General features: G+C 73.6%; 16 protein-coding genes and 1 tRNA gene. 9 read left to right on the top strand and 8 right to left on the bottom strand.

Features of this window, described 5'->3' with window-relative positions; genetic code table 11:
• The first annotated feature begins 151 nt into the window (after positions 1-151).
• The gene (locus tag ACIQU6_RS17635) at positions 152-1,135 is read left to right on the top strand and encodes an aldo/keto reductase (protein ID WP_403482524.1); all 984 of its coding nucleotides are present in this window, start codon (positions 152-154) and stop codon (positions 1,133-1,135) included.
• Complete coding sequence (locus tag ACIQU6_RS17630; protein ID WP_403482523.1) at positions 1,132-3,423, top strand: helix-hairpin-helix domain-containing protein; 2,292 nt, start codon at positions 1,132-1,134, stop codon at positions 3,421-3,423. Before ACIQU6_RS17635 ends, ACIQU6_RS17630 begins: the two co-directional genes overlap by 4 nt.
• A 79-nt stretch (positions 3,424-3,502) precedes the next feature.
• Here ACIQU6_RS17630 and ACIQU6_RS17625 read toward each other — a convergent pair whose 3' ends face one another.
• Positions 3,503-4,186 carry a hypothetical protein gene (locus ACIQU6_RS17625; protein WP_403482522.1) on the bottom strand — a complete coding sequence of 228 codons (684 nt, stop codon included), beginning with the start codon at positions 4,184-4,186 and terminating at the stop codon, positions 3,503-3,505.
• A gap of 47 nt (positions 4,187-4,233) precedes the next feature.
• On the opposite strand from ACIQU6_RS17625, the gene ACIQU6_RS17620 reads away from it, so the two are divergent.
• Entirely contained in the window at positions 4,234-4,422 is a 189-nt protein-coding gene (locus tag ACIQU6_RS17620; RefSeq protein ID WP_274916664.1) for a DUF5703 family protein, read from the top strand.
• 83 nt (positions 4,423-4,505) lie between these two features.
• On the opposite strand, the gene ACIQU6_RS17615 is transcribed toward ACIQU6_RS17620, so the two are convergent.
• The 3 genes from ACIQU6_RS17615 to ACIQU6_RS17605 form a co-directional block, all read right to left on the bottom strand.
• Positions 4,506-5,456, bottom strand: a complete 951-nt coding sequence (locus tag ACIQU6_RS17615) for a chaplin family protein (RefSeq protein ID WP_403482521.1) — start codon at positions 5,454-5,456, stop codon at positions 4,506-4,508.
• Positions 5,457-5,644: 188 nt separating this feature from the next.
• Positions 5,645-5,878 (bottom strand): chaplin, encoded by a 234-nt coding sequence (locus ACIQU6_RS17610; RefSeq protein ID WP_403482520.1) that lies wholly within the window; start codon positions 5,876-5,878, stop codon positions 5,645-5,647.
• Between the two features lie 343 nt (positions 5,879-6,221).
• Complete coding sequence (locus ACIQU6_RS17605) at positions 6,222-7,547, bottom strand: M20/M25/M40 family metallo-hydrolase (RefSeq protein WP_403482519.1); 1,326 nt, start codon at positions 7,545-7,547, stop codon at positions 6,222-6,224.
• Positions 7,548-7,876: 329 nt separating this feature from the next.
• Between ACIQU6_RS17605 and ACIQU6_RS17600 the strand changes: the two genes are divergently transcribed.
• The 3 genes from ACIQU6_RS17600 (at position 7,877) to ACIQU6_RS17590 (ending at position 10,367) form a co-directional block, all read left to right on the top strand.
• A tRNA-Leu gene (locus ACIQU6_RS17600) sits at positions 7,877-7,961 on the top strand.
• Between the two features lie 130 nt (positions 7,962-8,091).
• The gene (locus tag ACIQU6_RS17595) at positions 8,092-9,585 is read left to right on the top strand and encodes an HNH endonuclease (RefSeq protein WP_403482518.1); all 1,494 of its coding nucleotides are present in this window, start codon (positions 8,092-8,094) and stop codon (positions 9,583-9,585) included.
• Positions 9,586-9,692: 107 nt separating this feature from the next.
• Positions 9,693-10,367: an HAD family hydrolase gene (locus ACIQU6_RS17590; RefSeq protein WP_403482517.1), complete on the top strand. Its 675-nt coding sequence runs from the start codon at positions 9,693-9,695 to the stop codon at positions 10,365-10,367.
• 51 nt (positions 10,368-10,418) lie between these two features.
• On the opposite strand, the gene ACIQU6_RS17585 is transcribed toward ACIQU6_RS17590, so the two are convergent.
• Positions 10,419-12,095, bottom strand: a complete 1,677-nt coding sequence (locus ACIQU6_RS17585) for an ABC-F family ATP-binding cassette domain-containing protein (protein WP_403482516.1) — start codon at positions 12,093-12,095, stop codon at positions 10,419-10,421.
• 374 nt (positions 12,096-12,469) lie between these two features.
• Positions 12,470-13,855 carry a cytochrome P450 gene (locus ACIQU6_RS17580; RefSeq protein WP_403482515.1) on the bottom strand — a complete coding sequence of 462 codons (1,386 nt, stop codon included), beginning with the start codon at positions 13,853-13,855 and terminating at the stop codon, positions 12,470-12,472.
• A 138-nt stretch (positions 13,856-13,993) separates the two neighbouring features.
• Between ACIQU6_RS17580 and ACIQU6_RS17575 the strand changes: the two genes are divergently transcribed.
• A complete protein-coding gene (locus ACIQU6_RS17575) occupies positions 13,994-14,401 on the top strand; it encodes a (2Fe-2S) ferredoxin domain-containing protein (RefSeq protein WP_403482514.1) in 408 nt (135 codons plus the stop codon).
• Positions 14,402-14,496: 95 nt separating this feature from the next.
• Complete coding sequence (locus ACIQU6_RS17570) at positions 14,497-15,228, top strand: winged-helix domain-containing protein (protein ID WP_403482513.1); 732 nt, start codon at positions 14,497-14,499, stop codon at positions 15,226-15,228.
• Between the two features lie 112 nt (positions 15,229-15,340).
• Here ACIQU6_RS17570 and ACIQU6_RS17565 read toward each other — a convergent pair whose 3' ends face one another.
• Both ACIQU6_RS17565 and ACIQU6_RS17560 read right to left on the bottom strand, forming a co-directional pair.
• The gene (locus tag ACIQU6_RS17565; protein WP_403482512.1) at positions 15,341-16,630 is read right to left on the bottom strand and encodes an MFS transporter; all 1,290 of its coding nucleotides are present in this window, start codon (positions 16,628-16,630) and stop codon (positions 15,341-15,343) included.
• Positions 16,627-17,253, bottom strand: coding sequence for a helix-turn-helix domain-containing protein (locus ACIQU6_RS17560; protein WP_403482569.1), 627 nt, complete (start codon positions 17,251-17,253; stop codon positions 16,627-16,629). Before ACIQU6_RS17560 ends, ACIQU6_RS17565 begins: the two co-directional genes overlap by 4 nt.
• A gap of 236 nt (positions 17,254-17,489) precedes the next feature.
• On the opposite strand from ACIQU6_RS17560, the gene ACIQU6_RS17555 reads away from it, so the two are divergent.
• A complete protein-coding gene (locus ACIQU6_RS17555; protein WP_403482511.1) occupies positions 17,490-18,386 on the top strand; it encodes a DMT family transporter in 897 nt (298 codons plus the stop codon).
• Positions 18,387-18,412: the final 26 nt, after the last annotated feature.

The raw sequence follows: 18,412 nt of genomic DNA, 5'->3' as shown, positions 1-18,412 counted from the left end.
TTACCGATCAGTAACGTCGCTGTTCCGGGGACTCTAGCGCGCGGGTGCGGTCGTCGTCACCGGCGGGCCGCGAGCTGTGGACAACGGCCGGCAGCCCGACCGTTGTCCACAGGTCCCCTGATCGCAGGGCACGGCGCGTAGTGTCGGGCCCATGGAGCAAAGGCACCTCGGCCGCACGGGTCTGCGCGTCTCCCGGCTCGGACTGGGCACGTTGAACTGGGCCCGCGACACCGGCGAGCAGGACGCCGCCGAGCAGCTCAAGACCTTCTGGGAAGCCGGCGGCACCCTCGTCGACACCGCCGACATCTACGCCGACGGCGGCGCCGAGTACCTCCTCGGCCGCCTCCTGGAGGGCCTGGTCCCGCGGCAGGACCTGGTGATCGCCACCAAGGCCGGCAGCGTCCTCGCGGCCGACCGCCGGGTCGACGGCTCGCGCCGCCATCTGCTCGCCGCCCTGGACGCCTCCCTGGCCCGTCTGGGCACCGACCACGTCGACCTCTGGCAGCTGCACTCCTTCGACCCGGGCACGCCGTTGGAGGAGACCCTCCAGGCGCTCGACCAGGCGGTGGCCACCGGCCGGGCGCGCTATGTGGGCGTCTCGAACTTCTCCGGCTGGCAGCTCGCCAAGGCCGCCACCTGGCAGTCGGCCGCCCCCGGCGTGCGCACCGCGCTGGCGAGCACGCAGATGGAATACTCCCTCCTCCAGCGCGGCGTCGAGCGCGAAGTGCTGCCCGCCGCCCGGGACTTGGGGCTGGGCCTGCTCCCGTCGTCCCCGCTGGGCCGCGGGGTGCTCACCGCCAAGTACCGCCACGCCACCCCGGCCGACTCCCGCGGCGCCTCGGAGCACCTCGCGGCCTTCGTGGCGCCGTATTTGGACGAGACCGCGAGCCGGGTCGTGGACGCGGTCGCCACCGCCGCCGACGGGTTGGCGGTCACGCCCCTCCACGTCGCGCTCGCCTGGGTCCGGGACCGCCCCGGCGTCAGCGCGCCGATCCTCGGCGCCCGCACGGTGCAGCAGCTCAGAGCCTCGTTGTCAGTGGAGGCGCTTAGTCTTCCTGACGAGATCCGCCGGGCGCTGGACGACGTGTCGGCCCCGGTGCACCACTATCCCGACCACGACTGGAGCACGCTGTGAGTACCGACCGCGCCGGCGACAACCCGCCCGAGCAGAAGGCAGCCGTCCCCGGCGGCCGGGCGGGCGACGGGGACGGCGGCGCGCCGCAGCCCGGCCCCGCCGCGTCCGTGGCGGCGCTGGCGGCGGCGGTGCGGGCCGTGGAGAGCGGGGAGCGTGCCGCCGCGTCGTTCTTCGCCGAGGCCCCGCGGGGCGGCGCGGCCCCGGCCGCCCGCCCGAAGCCGTCCGGCGCCGAGGGCTCCGGCCGGGCCCCGCAGCCCGCGCCGGCGGCCCCGGCACCCGCGGCGGCCGGGCAGCGACCTGACGGACCGTCCGGCGGGCCCGGCCCGTCCCGTCCCACCGGGCCCGACGCCGGCGCCCCGCAGCCCCCGGCCGGCCCCGCGGTCCCGGTGGCCCGTCCCGCCGTCCCGACGGGGCCCGGCGTCGAGGGCGTCCGTCGGGTGCTGGCCGCCGGCGGCGCCCCCGAGGCGCTGGCGGAGAAGGCCGCGGAGGCGCTCGGCCAGCAGGCCGCGGAGGCGCTGGCCGAGGATCCCTGGCAGTTGCTCGCGGTGCCCGGCGTCCGCCCCGAGCAGGCCGACGGCTTCGCCCGCGCGCTGCTCGGCGCCGCCTGCGGGCCGGGCGACGAGCGGCGCGCCCAGGCGCTGATCGGCTGGTTGCTGGAGCAGGCCGCGCTCGCCGGCCACTCCGCCCTGGAGGCGTCCGCGCTGCGCGCCGCCCTCGCCCAACGCTCCGTGCCCGACCCGGACGAGGCCCTCCAGAGCGCCATCGCGGACGGCGCGGTGCTGGTGTTCCAGGACGCGCTGGAGACCCCGGGCCGCCCCCGGAGCGCCGCGGACGAGGACGACGAGGAGGAGCGGCCGGTCCGCGTGCTGCTCGGCCTGGACCGGCTCGCCATGGCCGAGGAGAGCGTCGCCGACGGCCTGGCCCGGCTGCTCAACACCTTCGAGCCACCGGCGGACGAGGCGCCGGCCGGCACCGCTGACGACGCCACGGACGACGAGGCGCAGGACGCCGCGGACGACGGCGCGGAGGGCGACCGGCCCGAGGGCGGCGGCGCCGGCGCGCCGCCCCGTCCCTCCTCCGCCGCCTGGGAGACCGCCGCCGCGGCCGCCCCCTCGCCCTCCGCCGCGGAGCTGATCCGGGCCGCTGCCCAGAGCGGCCTGGTGGCCCACACCGGCGGCGAGGCGGCCCGCGCCGAGCCCGCCGCGCTGCTCGCCGCCGCCCGCGGCCTCGGTCTGCGGGCCGTCGGCGCCGCCCACACCCCCGACGGCCGCCGGCGGCTGGCCGATCAGCTCGCGGCGTCCGCCGCGGCGGACGCCGCGGTGACCGTCGCCGGCCTGCTGTCCGGCCAGGAGGGCCCGGGCCGGGACGCGGACGGCGCCCTCGCGCTCGATCTGCTGGTGGTCCTGGACGCCCCGCAGTTGGACCTGGAGACCGCCGCCCTGCTGGTGGAGTCGCTGGCCGACGGCGCCCGCCTGGTGCTCAGCGGCGACCCGGGCGTGCTCTGGTCCGCGGGCCCCGGGCGGCTCTTCGCGGACGTCCTCCAGGCGCGGTGCTGCCCCCAGGTCGCCTCCCGCACCCCGGACTTCGGCCCGATCGGCGAGCTGGTGTCGGGCATCGGCATCGGCGAGCTGAGCCCGCCCGAGGCGCCCGGCAAGGAGGTGGTGATCGTCCCCGTCCGGGACGCCGGCGAGGCGGTGCACCGCACGGTCCAGTTGGTCGCCGACTCGGTGCCCAGGGCACTGGGCGTCCCCGCGGAGCAGACGCAGGTCATCACGGTCGGCCACGGCGGCGCGGCCGGCACCCGCGCGCTCAACTCCGCGCTCAAGGAACGCCTCAACCCCGGCCCCGGCCGGTTCGGCGGCTTCGACCCGGGCGACCGCATCGCCTACTCCTCCGCGCTGGGCCGTACGCTCACGGGCACCGTCACCGGCGCCGACACCGACGGCCTGCACCTCGACTGCGACGGCACCGCCGTGGTCGTCCCGCGCGAGCAGGTCGGCTCCGGCGCGGTCCGGCACGGCTGGGCGCTCACCGCGCACCAGGCGGCCGGCCGGCGCTGGCCCGCCGCGGTGGTGGTGCTCCCCGGCGACGCCGCCGGCGGCCTGACCCGCTCCTGGGCCTACACCGCCTTCGGCCGCGGCGAGCGCCATCTGTCGGTCGTCCAGGGCGTGGAGCAGGCGCTGGCCCGCGCGGTCGCCGAGGTGCCCGCCAAGGAGCGCACCACCCGGCTGCGGACGCTGCTGCGGCTCCAGGCCGAGGAGCAGGCGGCGGACGGCGCGACGGACTGACCGCACCGCCCGCGGGGCGCCGGCCCGTTGGCCGTCGCCCCGCGGGCACGCCGCGCCGTGCCTCGGCGGCGGCCGTGCCTCACCGACTCCGGTCGGCCGGCTCCAACAGATCGTCGTCGCCGTCGTCGTCGAGCTCCTCGTCGAAGACCGAGCTGACGTCGAAGCGGCACACCACCCGCTGCGGATCGGCCTGGTCGAACGGCGCGGACAGCCACTCCCCCGGCTCGGTCGGCTCGTCGACGGCCGCCACCCACAGCGTGGAGTCGCCCTCCTCCAGGCCGAACTCCTTGTGCCGGGAGGCGATCTCGTCCGGTTCGTACTCCCCGAAGAGCACCCCGAGCGCGGCGTAGACGCTGCTGCCCACCAGCGCGGCGGCGTCCGGGGCGTTGCCCGTCGCGTCGTCGGCTGCGTCCGGGTCCAGGGCCGCGATGCGCTGTGCCTGATGCAGCAGGCGCTGCGGCTTGGCGACGGTGTAGTCGCGCCGGATGAGCACGCTCAGCGCGCTCGGCTCCTCGGGACCCGCATAGGCGGGCAGGGTGTCGTTCCCGGGGATCTCGAAGGGGGTGACCTCGTCGTAGGTGTCGTAGAGCAGCTCGTCATAGCGCTCGGCAGCCGCGGCGAGTTCGTCGAACGCGGCGTAGACGGCGGGATCGTCCGCCCCCGCGCGGCGTTCGACCGCGTCGAGGTGACGGTCCAGCGCGGCTTTGACCGCCTCAGCGGCGGCACGTACCTCGGCAGCGGAAGGCTGCGCAGCATCAGACATAGTGCAGACGCTATCCGTACCGGGGCCGGTCCCGCACAATAGATGCGATGCCGGAATACGAATTCTGCGATGTGTACGTGCCTCGGGGTGTCTCCCGCAAGGCCACCACCCGCCTGCTCACCGACCATGCCGAGTACGGACACTGGGAGTTGGACCGACTTCGGCTCAATCCCGACGGCAGTCGGCGGGTTCGGCTGCGCCGCCGGATCATCCGGCAGCCGCGTCCGACGTGGTGAGCACGGGCCGCGCGTGAGAACGGGAGAGCGGGCCCCGTCGGGGACGGGGCCCGCTCCGTCATGCGGTCACCGGACGCCGGCGATCACCTACCGGCAGTACGCGCCCGGCGGTAGAGGACCGCGCCGCCCAGCAGCATCCCGGCGCTGAGCGGAACCGCGTAACCCAGCGCCCCGGCACCGGTCTGGGCGAGCTGCGGCGCGTGCCGCTCACTCCGCCGCGGGGTGCTGACGACCTCGGTGTGCGGTGCGCGCCCGGTCTGCGTCCGCACCCCCGGGGCCTCCGGCACGGCAGACCGCGGCTCGTGCGGGCTGCCGGGGTGGTGCGGGCGCTCCGGCTGGACCGGGTGTGCCGGTTGGACCGGGTGTGCCGGGTGTGCCGGGTGTGCCGGGTGCGCCTGGTGAACCGGCTGCTCCGGCTTCCCGTTCTGCGGGTGCCCGGGGTGCTCCGGGGTGCCGTGGTCAGGGGGCTGGTGACCCCGCTCCGGCGGCTGCCCGGGCCCCGACGGGTGACCGGGGTGGTGCGGGTAACCCGGGCTCGTCGGCGAGACGTTGGCGCAGTCGTTGCCGAACGCGGGGTTCAGCGCGCCGACCACGTCGACGCTGTTGCCGCACACGTTGACCGGGACATCGATCGGTGCCTGGACGACGTTGCCGGAGCCGACGCCCGGCGAGTTGGTCGCCCCGCCCGCGGCGGTGGCGCCGCCGTGTCCGCCGGCCGTCCGCCGGTGCTTGCCCCCCTGGTCGTGTTCACGACCCTGTCCTGCGTGGTGACCGTGTCCGTGGTGCCCACCCGACACGTTCGCGCACGTGTTGCCGAACGCAGGGTTCAACAGCCCGACCACGTCGACGGTGTTGCCGCACACGTTGACCGGGACGTCGATCGGCGCCTGGACGACGTTGCCGGAGCCGACGCCCGGCGAATGCGCCGCGCCACCCGCGGCCACGGAGTCCGCGTGTGCGTACCCAGCGGCCATGGCGAGCACGCCGCCTGCGGCCGCCATGGTGATCAGGCCTTTTCTTGCGACCTGCCTCATACTTTTCCCCTGCCTTGTGCCTTGCCGGAATGCCGGCGGATGGCAGTCCGTGGAATCACTCTCCGCGGACCGTCTCGTGAGGAGGTTCACCCGCCCGCGAAAATACCCAGAGGCTCCGGAACGCCCAGGGGGCATTCCGGAGCCATACCGGGCCGGCCCTCACGGGGCCGGATACGCCATCGCTAACGTCAGCCGTTCGCGCAGGTGTTGCCGAAGGACGGGTTCAGCAGGCCGACCACGGAGACCGTGTTGCCGCAGATGTTCGCCGGAACGTGTACCGGCGCCTGAACGACGTTGCCGGAGAGCACACCCGGGGAGTGCACCGCGGCACCGTGGGCTCCGGAGTCGGCAACGGCCAGGCCGGCACCGGTGAGTACGAGACCACCGGCGACCGCAACGGCGGCGACGACCTTCTTGATCATGGTTCCTCCTTGTAGGCAATGCGGTCCCAGCCGCGGACCGCAACTACCTCAACGAAGCCGGGCCGTTGAAGCTACGAACACATCGCGACATTCACTCTTTCCGGCGAAGCCCACGCGAAAGGCAGGAAATTCGCGCCGACTTCGCTACTGCACGCCATGCGAAACTCGCCCGACCACCCCGGAAAACCGTTCCACCGCCGCCATTTGACGCCCGGGCACCCCGAACAGCCACACACCTCACGACGACACCCAACGGGCACCCAACGCGCACACGGCGACTCGCAACGCCCCACAACGACTCACACCGGCATCGCCAACTCGCCGACAGGCGCACGGAAAACGGTCAGCTCTGCTCGATGAACCGGTCGAGAACCCGCACGCCGAACTTCAACCCGTCCACCGGCACCCGCTCGTCCACACCGTGGAACATCCCCGCGAAGTCCAGCTCCGGCGGCAGCTTCAGCGGCGCGAAGCCGAACCCGCGGATGCCGAGGTCGTCGAAGGACTTGGCGTCCGTCCCCGCGGAGAGCATGTACGGCACGGCCCGCGCGATCGGGTCCTCGGCCTGGAGCGCCGACTGCATGGCGTCCACCAGGGCGCCGTCGAAGGTGGTCTCCAGCGCCTTGTCGGCGTGAACGTCCTCGCGCCTGACCCGCGGCCCCAGGATGCGGTCCAGGTCCGCCAGGAACTCCTCCTCGTAACCCGGCAGGAAGCGGCCGTCGACGTGCGCGGTGGCCTCGCCCGGGATCACGTTGACCTTGTAACCGGCGCCCAGCTGCGTGGGGTTGGCGGTGTTCCGCAGCGAGGCGCCGATCAGCTTGGCGATCCCGCCCAGCTTGGCCAGCGTCTCGTCCATGTTCTCCGGGTCCAGCTCGGTGCCCAGCGCGTCCCCGAGCTCGTCCAGGAAGGACCGCAGCGTCTTGGTCACCCGCACCGGGAAGTCGTACCGCCCCAACCGGCCGACCGCCTCGGACAGTTCGGTGATGGCGTTGTCCCGGTGGATCATCGAACCGTGCCCGGCCGTGCCGGCGACGGTCAGCTTCATCCAGTGCATGCCCTTCTGCGCGGTCTCCACCAGGTAGAGCCGGAGGTTCTCGTTGACGGTGAACGAGAACCCGCCGACCTCACTGATCGCCTCGGTCACCCCCTCGAACAGCTCGGGGTGGTTGTCGACGAGGTACCGCGCGCCGTAGGTGCCGCCGGCCTCCTCGTCCGCGAGGAACGCCAGCACGATGTCCCGCGGCGGCTTGCGCCCGGTGCGCAGCCGGTCCCGCACCACGGCCAGTGTCATCGCGTCCATGTCCTTCATGTCGACCGCGCCGCGGCCCCAGACGCACCCGTCCGCGATCTCCCCGGAGAACGGGTGGTGGGTCCAGTCGGCCGCGTTGGCCGGCACCACGTCGGTGTGCCCGTGGATCAACAGGGCCGGCCGCGAACGGTCCTCGCCCTCGATCCGCGCGACGGTCGAGGCGCGCCCCTTGTGCGACTCGAAGATCTGCGGCTCCAGGCCGACCTCGGCCAGCTTCTCGGCGACGTACTCGGCGGCGACCCGTTCCCCGGGCCCCGAGTGGTCGCCGTAGTTGCTGGTGTCCATCCTGATCAGGTCGCGGCACAGATCGACGACCTCGTCCTCGCCGGTGACCGTACGGGTCGGCTGCGACTGGCTCATGCTGAAACCTCGCTTCGCTCGGCCCCGCACGCGCGGGGCTCGCACCTCTCGATGGCTCTCCCCCGGCCCTCGGCCGGAGGGACCCCTCTGCCGCGCTCGCTCACAGTGCCTCCTCGTGCGTCACGACCGCGGTGCGCCCGAAAGTCTCCGCGGCGGGGTCCACCGCCATCCTCCACCCCGCGCCCGCTTCGCCCAAGGCCGCAATACTCCCGACATGCCCTGGTCACAGGCGTGCGTCCGCGTCCGGCCACCCGTGATCGACCACCCCCGAAGGTTTGCTATTGTTTTCCTCGTCGGAACGGCCCGGAGGCCGCAACGACAGACACCTTGTCCGGGTGGCGGAATGGCAGACGCGCTAGCTTGAGGTGCTAGTGCCCTTTATCGGGCGTGGGGGTTCAAGTCCCCCCTCGGACACTTACGCAGGTGCTGACTGATCCAGTCAGCACCTGCCGTGTTTTGTACGGACACATCGGCGCGGTCCGAGTTCGCCCTGCACCGGATGCCGCGAACGTCGACTGTCAGTGGCGGCGCTTACCGTGCGTCCATGAACGACGACCCACGAAAGCCGATCGCGGCTCAGCGCTCGATCCGTTCCGAAACCAGGGAGAACGCGACCCCTTCTGAGGGGTCGAGACCCAGGCCCCATGCGAAGCCGCAGGGCATCGCGCTGTATCACGACATGCGGGTCGAAGAGGACTTCACCAAGTGCGCCAACCGCCTCTTCTCGATCCTCAAGAAAGCCGCGGCAACGAGGCCCGGCGTCCCGCGCCTCCTCCACCTCGACGTCCAGGGGCACCGCAACGCCGCCGGCGGCTACGACGCCGATGCCTTGGAGATCATCCACGAGTTCCTGCTGGGATTTCTCGGCCCGTATCTCACGGAGATCAGCACGCCGCTCTACCAGGCGAGGAACCCCGAGCCACAGCGTGAGGACATCCCCGACGTCCTGAACATACGAGACCGCGAACGTGAACACGCTTACGACCACCGCGAGTTACGCGTGCGCAACCGGGAGAGCCAGCCCGACCAGCGCCGGACCAGGCCCTCGGCCCGGGCCATCGCCGACTACCTCGGTCTTGATGAGCCGATCTGCCTGGTCTGCTGGCAGGCGCCCGTGGAAAGGGCCCATGTGGTCCCGGAGTCGCTCGGCGGTTCCAACGATGTGCGCAACTTCGCCCTCCTCTGCCCGCACCACCACCGCGAGGCGCCCGATGTCGCGGACGCCGAGGCCTTCTGGTCCTGGGTCGACTACGCCTGTGAACGCGACGGTCATATGAAGTGGGAGGGCGTGAAGCCGGAGTTCCTGGCGACGGCGGAACGCGTCGGCCTCCGCATCGAGACGTCCGGACCGGCGCGGAAGAGCTTGCACCATTTCGACCAGGTCCGTGGCGAACTCGTGCGTCACTACGGCTGGCGCCTGGAGGACTTCGCCGGCGGCGACCACTGGGGAGCGCTGATGAAGGAGTTCCACACGGTGATGGACGCGGCGACCAGCACTCACTTCAACGTCGCCAAGAAGGCGTCTACCGAGGCATGGGCGTTCGAAGTGGCCCGCAGACGCCTGAGAGACGGAGTCGTGGAACACAAGGCCGGTGATGACCGGCCGGCGGCGGTGTCCAGTCGTCCGTCGGTTGAGTTGGCGGAACGAACGGTGCGGAAGTCGTCTGACAGCGGTGGTGCGCGGAGCCTGGTCGATGCCGCACGGCGTGCCGACATCGCGATCGAGGCGGCGGCGCTCGTGCGCGACCTCATCGGTTCGTCGGGGGTTTCCAGCGCCGAGGAGATACTGCGGGGTATCAAGGAGGAGGTGGCGGACCGTACCACGCAACTGGAGCGGCTGACTGATGAGTTGATGGGGCACACGGACTGCCGGCACCGCGGCCACGCCATCGCCAGGATCGGGGCCGCGCCCTGGCGCCACATCGCCGCGGAGCCCATGTCCCGTGGCTGTCGTGCCGCCAGTTTCGACCGCGACGGCACTTGGGACGATTCCCTCGACCGGGCGTGGAAAGCGAGCCCGCCGAAGGCGGGGCGGTGAGGCGTTGCCTCGTTGCGTGCGTACCGGCGGGCTGGGAATTTCCGGTGCGGGGGCCTCGGGTGCGTGCGTAGGGTGCCCCCGTTCGTGGACGGTGAGAGGGGCCTGGGGTGTTGATTTTCGATGCGGATGACACGTTGTGGGAGAACAACGTGATCTTTGAGCGGGTTATTGCGGAGTTCACGGGGTGGTTGGCGGGGCCGGGGATGGGGCGGGGGGCGGTGCGGGAGGTGTTGGACGGGATCGAGGCGGCGAACGCGGTGACGTTGGGGTACGGGAGCAAGGTGTTCCTGCGGAGCCTCGGGGAGTGTGTGGAGCGGGTGCGGGGGCGGGCGGTGACGGCGGCGGAGCGGGCGCGGATCGCCGGGTGGGGGGCGGCGTTCGCGGGGGATCGGGTGGAGTTGATCGCCGGGGTGGCGGAGACGCTGGCGGAGTTGGCGGGGCGGCACGAGTTGCTGTTGTTGACCAAGGGGGATCGGGAGGAGCAGCAGCGGAAGGTGGACGCGTCGGGGCTGACGGGGCACTTCCGGGGGGTGCACATCGTGCCGGAGAAGAACGTGGCCACGTATGCGGAGCTGACGCGGGCCTACGGGCTGGCGCCGGAGCGGACGTGGATGATCGGGAACTCCCCGAAGTCGGACATCCTGCCGGCCCGTTCGGCGGGGCTGAACGCGGTCTTCATCCCGCACGACCACACCTGGGTGCTGGAGCACGAGGAGTTGGATCCGGGGGACGAGAAGGTGTTGCGGTTGGGGGCGTTCGGGGAGTTGGTGCGGCACTTCTGAGGGCGGGGACGGGACGCGCCGGTCGGCCCGGAGGGGCCGACCGGCCGGCGGTCAGAGCGGGGTGGTGGCGGTGAGTTCGCCGGGGTCGAGGGTCAGCCAGCGGGTGAGGGAGAGCTCGCGGAGGAAGTGCGGGTCGTGGCTGACCACGAGGAGGGCGCCCTCGTAGGAGTGCAGGGCGGTCACCAGGCGGCGGACGGAGGACATGTCGAGGTTGTTGGTCGGTTCGTCGAGGAGCAGGAGTTGGGGGGCCGGCTCGGCGAGCATCAGGGCGCCCAGGGCGGCCCGGAAGCGTTCGCCGCCGGAGAGGGTGCCGGCCCGCTGGTCGGCGCGGGCGCCCTTGAAGAGGAAGCGGGCGAGGCGGGCGCGGATGCGGTTGTTGGTGGCGTCGGGGGCGTAGCGGGCGACGTTCTCGACGACGGTGAGGTCGTCGTCGAGGACCTCGTCGAGGCGCTGCGGCAGGAAGCGGTGCGGGACGTGGACCTCCGCGGTGCCGGCGGCCGGCGGCAGTTCGCCGGTGACGGTGCGCAGCAGGGTGGTCTTGCCGGAGCCGTTGCGGCCGGTGACGGCGATCCGTTCGGGGCCGCGCACGTCCAGGTCGGCGCGGGTGCCGTGGCGGGTGCGCAGGCCGGTGAGGGTGAGGACGGTGCGGCCCGGGGGGACGGCGGTGTGCGGGAGGTCGATGCGGATCTCGTCGTCGTCGCGGACCGCCTCGACGGCCTCGCCCAGCCGGTCCTTGGCCTCTTGGAGGCGTTCGGTGTGCAGGGCGCGGTGTTTGCCGGCCGAGACCTGGGCCTCCCGCTTGCGGAGGTTCATGACGATCTTGGGTTCGCGCTTCTGCGCGTACATCTTGTTGCCATAGCGGACCCGGCGGGCCAACTTGACCTGGGCCTCGGACAGTTCGCGCTGCTGGCGGGCGACATCGGCCTCGGCGGCGCGCACCGTCCGCTCGGCGGCCTCCTGCTCGACGGCGAGGGCCTGTTCGTAGGCGGTGAAGTTGCCGCCGTACCAGTGGACGCCCACCCGTCGCCCACCACCACCCTCGGCCGAGGCGCTGCGCGCCGCCCCTCCCGTCACGCGCAGGTCGGCGATCCGGTCGACGCGTTCGAGGAGTTCGCGGTCGTGGCTGACGACGAGGAGGACGCCGGACCAGGCGGCGACCGCGTCGTAGAGGCGACGGCGGGCGGGCCGGTCGAGGTTGTTGGTGGGCTCGTCGAGGAGCAGGACGTCGGGGCGGCGGAGCAGCAGGGCGGCCAGGCGGAGCAGGACGGACTCGCCGCCGGAGACCTCGCCGATGGTGCGGTCGAGTTCGAGGGCGGACAGGCCGAGTTGGTCGAGGGTGGCGCGGGCGCGCTCCTCGACGTCCCAGTCGTCGCCGACGGCGGTGAAGTGCTCCTCACCGGGGTCGCCGTTCTCGATGGCGTGCAGGGCGGCGCGGGTGGCGGCGATGCCGAGCGCCTCGTCGACCTTGAGGTGGGTGTCGAGGGAGGCGTGCTGCGGGAGGTAGCCGACCTCGCCGACGGCCTTGACGCTGCCGGCGGTCGGGGTCAGCTCGCCGGCGATCAGCTTCAACAGGGTCGACTTTCCCGACCCGTTGAGGCCGACCAGACCGGTGCGGCCGGGGCCGACGGAGAACTGGAAGCCGTCCAGGACGGGGGTGCCGTCGGGCCAGGCGAAGCCGGTGTCGGTGCAGACGACGGCCGCGGCGGGGCTGGTGGCGGGCTTTGACATGCGGGTCTCCTGGGAGGTGTGCGCGAGGTGGGGTGCGAACTGCGCAGAGGGAGACACCGCGACAGGGGCCGGGGTACGGGTACGCCGTGCGTACGCCGAGGTCACGGACGGGCCGCGCGGGGCTGGTTCGCTGGGCGAATCGCCGATCGCGGGCGCGGTGTCTTCCGGACCTCAGACGAGCAACGGCCTTCTCCTGTCGGGAGGGAACCCACCGGGACGCTGCCCGGGCGGGGTGGACGTCTACGACCGTAGAGGGTCGCGACCGGGAATGCAAACGCTATTTTCGTTGCGTTTGAGTCGGCGGAGGCTTGGCCGGGCCAGTTCGGCGCCTGCCCGTCGGGGGTGGGGCGGGCAGGCGCCGAGCCAGAAGCGCCCTAGAGCGCGCGAAGGCGGATGCGGGCGGGGCCGGTGGCCTGGAGGGTGATGCCGGCGGCGACCGGGACGTGCTGGTCGACGGCGGTCAGTTCGTAGGAGCGGAGCAGCGTCGCCAGGGCCAGGACGGACTCCAGCATCGAGAAGTGCTGGCCTATGCAGGCGCGCGGGCCGCCGCCGAACGGGAACCAGGCGTACCGGTGCCGCGCCGCCTCGCGTTCGGGGGTGAAGCGGTCCGGGTCGAACCGCTCGGGGTCCGTCCAGAGGCCCGGGTGGCGGTGGGTGACCCAGGGGGCGACGACGACGTCGGCGCCGGCCGGGAGGGGGAAGCCGGCGACCTCGGTGGCCGCCACGGCCCGCCGACTGACGATCGGCGCCGCCGGGTAGAGCCGCATGGACTCCTTCAACGCCCGGGTGAGCAGCGGCAGTTGGTCCAGGTCGGCGGCGGTGGGGGCGCGCTCGCCAAGGACCTCGGTCAACTCGGCGCGGACCCGGCCCTGTTCGTCGGGGTGGCGGGCGAGGAGGTGGAGGGCGAAGGCCATGGAGGTGGCGGTGGTCTCGTGGCCGGCCAGCAGGAATATCAGGACCTGTTCGCGGACCTCGGTGGCGTCCAGGGTGCCGTCCTCGTCGTTGCCGGCGGCGGCGAGCAGGGAGAGCAGGTCGTCGTGGTCGCCGGCCCCGGTGGCGCCGGCGGCCGTGCGGCGCTCGGCGACGATGCGGTCGCACAGCGCGTTGAGTTCGGCGGTGACCCGGCGGTTGTGGAGGTTCCTGGGGGTGGGCCAGTCGCGCGGGAACTTCAGGGGGGTGTAGGCGCGGCTGACGACGTAGTCGTTGATCACCGGGGCGCAGCGGTGGATGGCGTCGACCGCGGCCTCCACGTCGACGCCGAAGAGGATGCGGGCGACGGTGCGCAGGGCGAGCCGGTTCATCTCGGGGACGAGGTCGACCACGCCGTCCCCGACCGAGCGCCAGCGGGCGGTGACCGCGTCGGCCTCGGTGGTCACGGCCGAGGCGTAGCCGTCGACCCGGCGCTTGGTGAACAGCGGCTGCACCAGCCGGCGTTGCCGGAGGTAGTCGTCGTCCTGGCTGGTGAGCAGGCCGTTGCCGAACGACTGGCGGACCTCCTCGTAGAAGGGGTGGTCCTTGCGGAAGTTGGCGGCCTGGGTGGCGAGGATCTGCTGGGCGCCCTCGGGCGCGAAGACGGCGTAGAAGACGCTGCGGAGCCCGGGCGGGCCGGCCTCCAGCCGGACCACGTCGCCGTGTTCGCGCTGGGCGTCTAAGAAGGTGCTCAGGGGGTCGCGGCGCAGGTCGAGCAGGGAACCGATCACGGGCAGGCCGGCCGGGCCGGGGACCGTGGGTCGGACGGTGCTGGAGTTGGTCAGGGACATGCCCCGATCCCTATCCAGGAACGGCCGGGACATGTCGTGGCCCACCGTGGCGTGGGCAACGCGAGGGGCGGCGGGGACCTGAGGGGTGGATGGCCGGGAGCGGGCGGGCGGTGCGGCGCGGCCACGTAGCATGAACGCATGATCGAAAAGCGTTCCAGAGGGGCGGCGCGGGCCGCCGGGCGGCAGTGCCGGGTCACCGTCTGCCGCGGCTGCTGCTGCGGGGACGCGGCGAAGCTGCCGGGGGTCGACCACGCCGGGCAGATCCCCCGGCTGCGGGCGGCGCTTGAGGAGGCGGCGCCGGTCCGCGCCTCGGAGTGCCTGGACGTCTGCGACCAGGCGAACGTGGTCGTGGTGCAGCCGTCGCCGGCCGGGCGGGCCGCGGGCGGGCGGCCGGTGTGGCTGGGGCTGGTCAACGACGACGACGCGCTGGCGGACATCGCGGCCTGGATACGGGCCGGCGGGCCGGGGATCGCGGAGCCGCCCGGGGTGTTGGACCTCTATGCGTTCACGGTGTCGCGGCGGGTGCGGGAGCAGTTGGAGAAGTAGCGGGGCGGCCTCGCCGGGTGGCCGCACGGGGGCCTCTCCCCGGGCGGTGGTGGCTTCGGCGCGCGGGGGCGCGCGGGCGGGTGTTGGCTGGGGGTATGGGATCGCTCCTGCCGGGGCCGCCGCACCGCGTCCTGGTCGTCGCGGCCGACCCCGCGCGCGCCGCGGCCGTCGCCGACGGGCTGGCCCGCGCCGGCCACCCCACCGCCTGCGCCACCGACGCCTTCACCGCCCTCGACCTGGTCGCGGACTTCGCCCCGCACGCCGTCGTCCTCGATCCGGCGCTGCCCGGCATCGACGGGCTGGGGCTGCGCCGCCGGCTGGGGCGGGGTGACGGCAGACCGCCGGTCCCGGTGGTGCCGTTGACCGCGGAGGCCGAGGGGACCGCGGGGGTGCGGGAGTTGGTGGCACGGGTGAACGAGGCACTGGGCGGCGCCGGGGAGACGGGAGCGGCCGCCGGGGCCGGTGCCGTGCTGCGGATCGGGGAGCTGACCGTCGACCCCGGAGCCGGACGGGCGTCCCGCGGCGGCCGTGAACTCTCCCTGACCGCACACGAGTTGGCGCTGCTGGTGTTTCTGATGCGGCACCCAGGAAGGGTGTTCTCGCGGGAGCAACTGCTCAAGCGGGTCTGGGGGCGGGACTTCGGCGATCTGTCGGCGGTGGCCGCGCGGGTGGCGCGCCTCCAGGCCGAGCTCGCACCGGACCCGGCGGCGCCGCGGCTGCTGACGGAGGTGTGGGGGTCCGGTTACCGCCTCGATCCTGGGGGTGGCGAGGCGGCGGGGACGGGCATGACGGTCGGGGAGGCGATGGCGACGGATGGGGCGCCGTAGGACGCGGCGCGGGGTGGGTCGGGTCGGGTCGGGAGGCGCACGCGCACGCAGACCGAGCGGAATCGCAACTCCCCCGTATGCCAACGCCGTTGTGCCACCGGCGGCCAGGCGCTCACGGCGACGTGAGCAGGTCGTCGGCGGCCTCCGCGGCGTCCGGCCGTCGTGGCTGGTGGCGGGTCGGCAGGTCACGGGCGGTGCCAAGCGGCGAGGCGAGGAGGATCAGGGCGGCCAGCGGGACGCCGGCGGTGGTGATCCACATGGCCGTCCGGACGCCCAGTGCGGCGCCGAGGGCGCCGCCGAGCAGGGCGCCCAGCGGCAGCGTGCCGTAGTTGAGGAAGGCGGCACTGGCGGTCACCCGGCCGAGCAGTGCGGGCGGGCAGTACGCCTGTTGGAAGCCGGCCTTGAGGACGTTGCCGCCGACCACACCGACGGAGACGCCGAAGCTGCCGACGACGAACAGCGCGGCACCGGGCCCCGCGGTGGTGAGCGGGATGAGCAACGCCGTTGTCGGCAGGGCGAGTTCGAAGAGCAGGCTGGCGCGGGCGGTGCCGATCCGGGCGGCGGCGCGGCGGGCCGCGAAGGCGCCCGCGATGCCGCCGGTGCCGGCCACCGCCAGCAGGGTGCCGACGGTGCCCGGCGGCAGCCCGGCCTCGCGGACCAGGAAGACGGGCAGGATCGACTGGTATCCCATCAGGGCGAGGTTGGAGGCGGCGCCGAAGAGGGTCAGGGTGCGCAGCCAGACGTCCCCGGCCACCAGGCGCAGCCCCTCGGTGACCTCGGCGCGCAGCGGCCGCGCGGGGCGCTCGCCGGCGTCCGGGCGGGGTTCGCGGTGCCGGATGCCGAGCAGGCAGAGGACGGAGACCAGGAAGGTGGCGGCGTTGGCGAGCAACCCGTTGGCGGCGCCGGCGAGTTGGACCAGGAAACCGCCCGCGCCCTGGCCGACGAGTTGTGCCGCCGAGGCGCTGCCGTGCAGCTTGGCGTTGCCCTCGGGCTGGTCGGCGGGGGCCAGCAGCCCGGGGAGGTAGGCGCTGTAGGCGGTCTGGAAGACCACCGCGGCGGCGCCGCTCAGCAGGGCCGCGCCGGTCAACAGGCCGAGGCTCAGCCCGCCGCACCAGGCGACGACGGGGACGGCGGTGAACACCGCGGCCGACAGCGCGGCGGCGCCCAGCATCAGGGGCCGGCGGCGCGTCCGGTCCACCCAGACGCCGACCGGCAGCCCGATCAGCAGCCAGGGCAGCCAGCCGCAGGCGCTCAACAGCCCGACGGCGAAGGTGTCGGCGTGCAGGGCGGCGACGGCGGTCAGCGGCATCGCCACCCCGGTCACCGCGGCGCCAAACCTGCCCGCGGTCTCGCCGCACCACAGCAGCCGGAAGTCGCGGTGGCGCCGGAGCAGACCGCTCATCGCCCGGCCCGACCGGCGCCGTCCGGCCGGCCGGCATCGTCCGACCGGCCGTCGACGGCCGGTCCGTCGGTGCGGTCCGGGCGCGGCCTGCGGGGGAAGGACTGGAGTTGGACGATGACGGGCTGCGCGGCGCGGTCGACCGCGCCCGCGGCGGCGGCCCGGTGCCGGTTCACGACACTCTCCAACTCCGCGTTCAACGCGGTCAGTTGATCGGGCGTCAGGGTCAGGTCGTGCCACTGGGTGAGGGTGCCGGCGTCCCGCCACTGGGGTCCCCAGTCCTCGGCGAGGTAGTCGACGACCCGGTTGAAGTGCTGCTGGACGATCTCGTGGACGTAGACGGTGAGCGGGCCGCGGGCGTCCGGATCGTCGCGGAAGTCGGTGGTGTTGAGCTGGCGGGTGGCCGCCGCGGCCCGCCACCAGCGCTCGCGCCGGGTGCCGCGGCCGGCCTCCTCCTCGATGAAGTCGTGGTCGGCGAGGTGGCGCAGGTGCCAGCTCACCGTGCCGGTGTTCTCGCCGAGCCGGCGCGAGAGGCCGGTGGCGGTGTCCGGGCCGTCCAGCGTCAGCAGCTCCAGGATGCGCATCCGCAGCGGGTGGGCGAGTCCGCGCAGGCTGCGGGCGTCCATCCGTCGGACGGGGCGCGGCGCGGGGGTCGCGGGGGCGTCGGGCGCGGCCGACCGGTCGTCGTGCGGCACGTCGTCGTGGGGCATGGCCGTCAGCGTAGAGATGCAGAGAGTTCTCTGCAGAGGTTTCTCTGTAATCGGAGAAGTGGGATTCCGCGGCGGTGGCGCACCGGTTTCGGCCACCGTGGCTGACTATCCTCGGGCGCATCCCCCGCCCCGCGCGATACGAGGTGTGCGACGTGACGGTGATCCTGCTCGCCCTTGCCGCGGCATGCTGTCTGGGCACCGGGTTCGTCCTCCAGCAACTCGCGGCGCAGCACGCCCCGCCCCAGGACTACCTCTCGCTGCGGCTGCTGCTCGACCTGGTCCGGATGCCCCGCTGGGTGGCCGGGATCGCGTTGATGGTGGCGGGGATGGCGCTGGGCGCGGTGGCGCTGGGGATGGGCGACCTCACGCTGGTCGAGCCGCTGATGGCGACCAATCTGCTGTTCGCGATGGCGCTGGCGCGGCGGATCTCCCGGCAGCGGCTGGGCCGCACCGGCTGGGCCGGGTTGGCGCTGCTGGCCGGCGGGGTGACCCTGTTCATCGTGGCCGGGCAGCCGCACGGCGGGCGGAACAGCGAGGTGGGGCAGCTCGCCCAGTGGCTGATCATGGGCAGCGTGCTCTCGGTCGCCCTGGTGCTGGCGGCGGTCGCCAAGCGGGAACGGACGCACATCAGCCTGGAGGCCGCGCTGCTGGGGGTGGCGGCCGGACTGCTGTACGGGTTGCAGGACGCGCTGACCCGGATCAGCGGCCTCCGCTTCACCGCGGGCGGCTGGCGCGCACTCCTCACCAGTTGGCAGCCGTACGCGATCGTGGTGCTCGGGGTGGTGGCGCTGGTGATGGTGCAGAGCGCGTTCGAGTCGGCGCCGCTGCGGCTGTCGCTGCCGGCGCTGACCGCCGCCCAGCCGTTGGCCGGGATCATCTGCGGGGTGGGGTTTCTGGGCGACCGGCTGCGGGTGACACCGGGGGCGCTGGCCTTCGAGGCGGCCGGGATCGCCGCGGTGGTGACGGGGATCGTGCTGATCGGCAGCCATCCGCTGATGCCACCGGGGGCCAGGGGCGCCGAGGGCGCGCACGAGCTCCAGCCCCACTGAGGCCGCGGGCGCCGCGCGCGGACCGC

Source organism: Streptomyces sp. NPDC090442, from assembly GCF_044769405.1.
Lineage (GTDB): Bacteria > Actinomycetota > Actinomycetes > Streptomycetales > Streptomycetaceae > Streptomyces.
The sequence above is the reverse complement of the archived record's forward strand: the minus strand, read 5'-3'. Positions and strand labels throughout refer to the sequence as shown.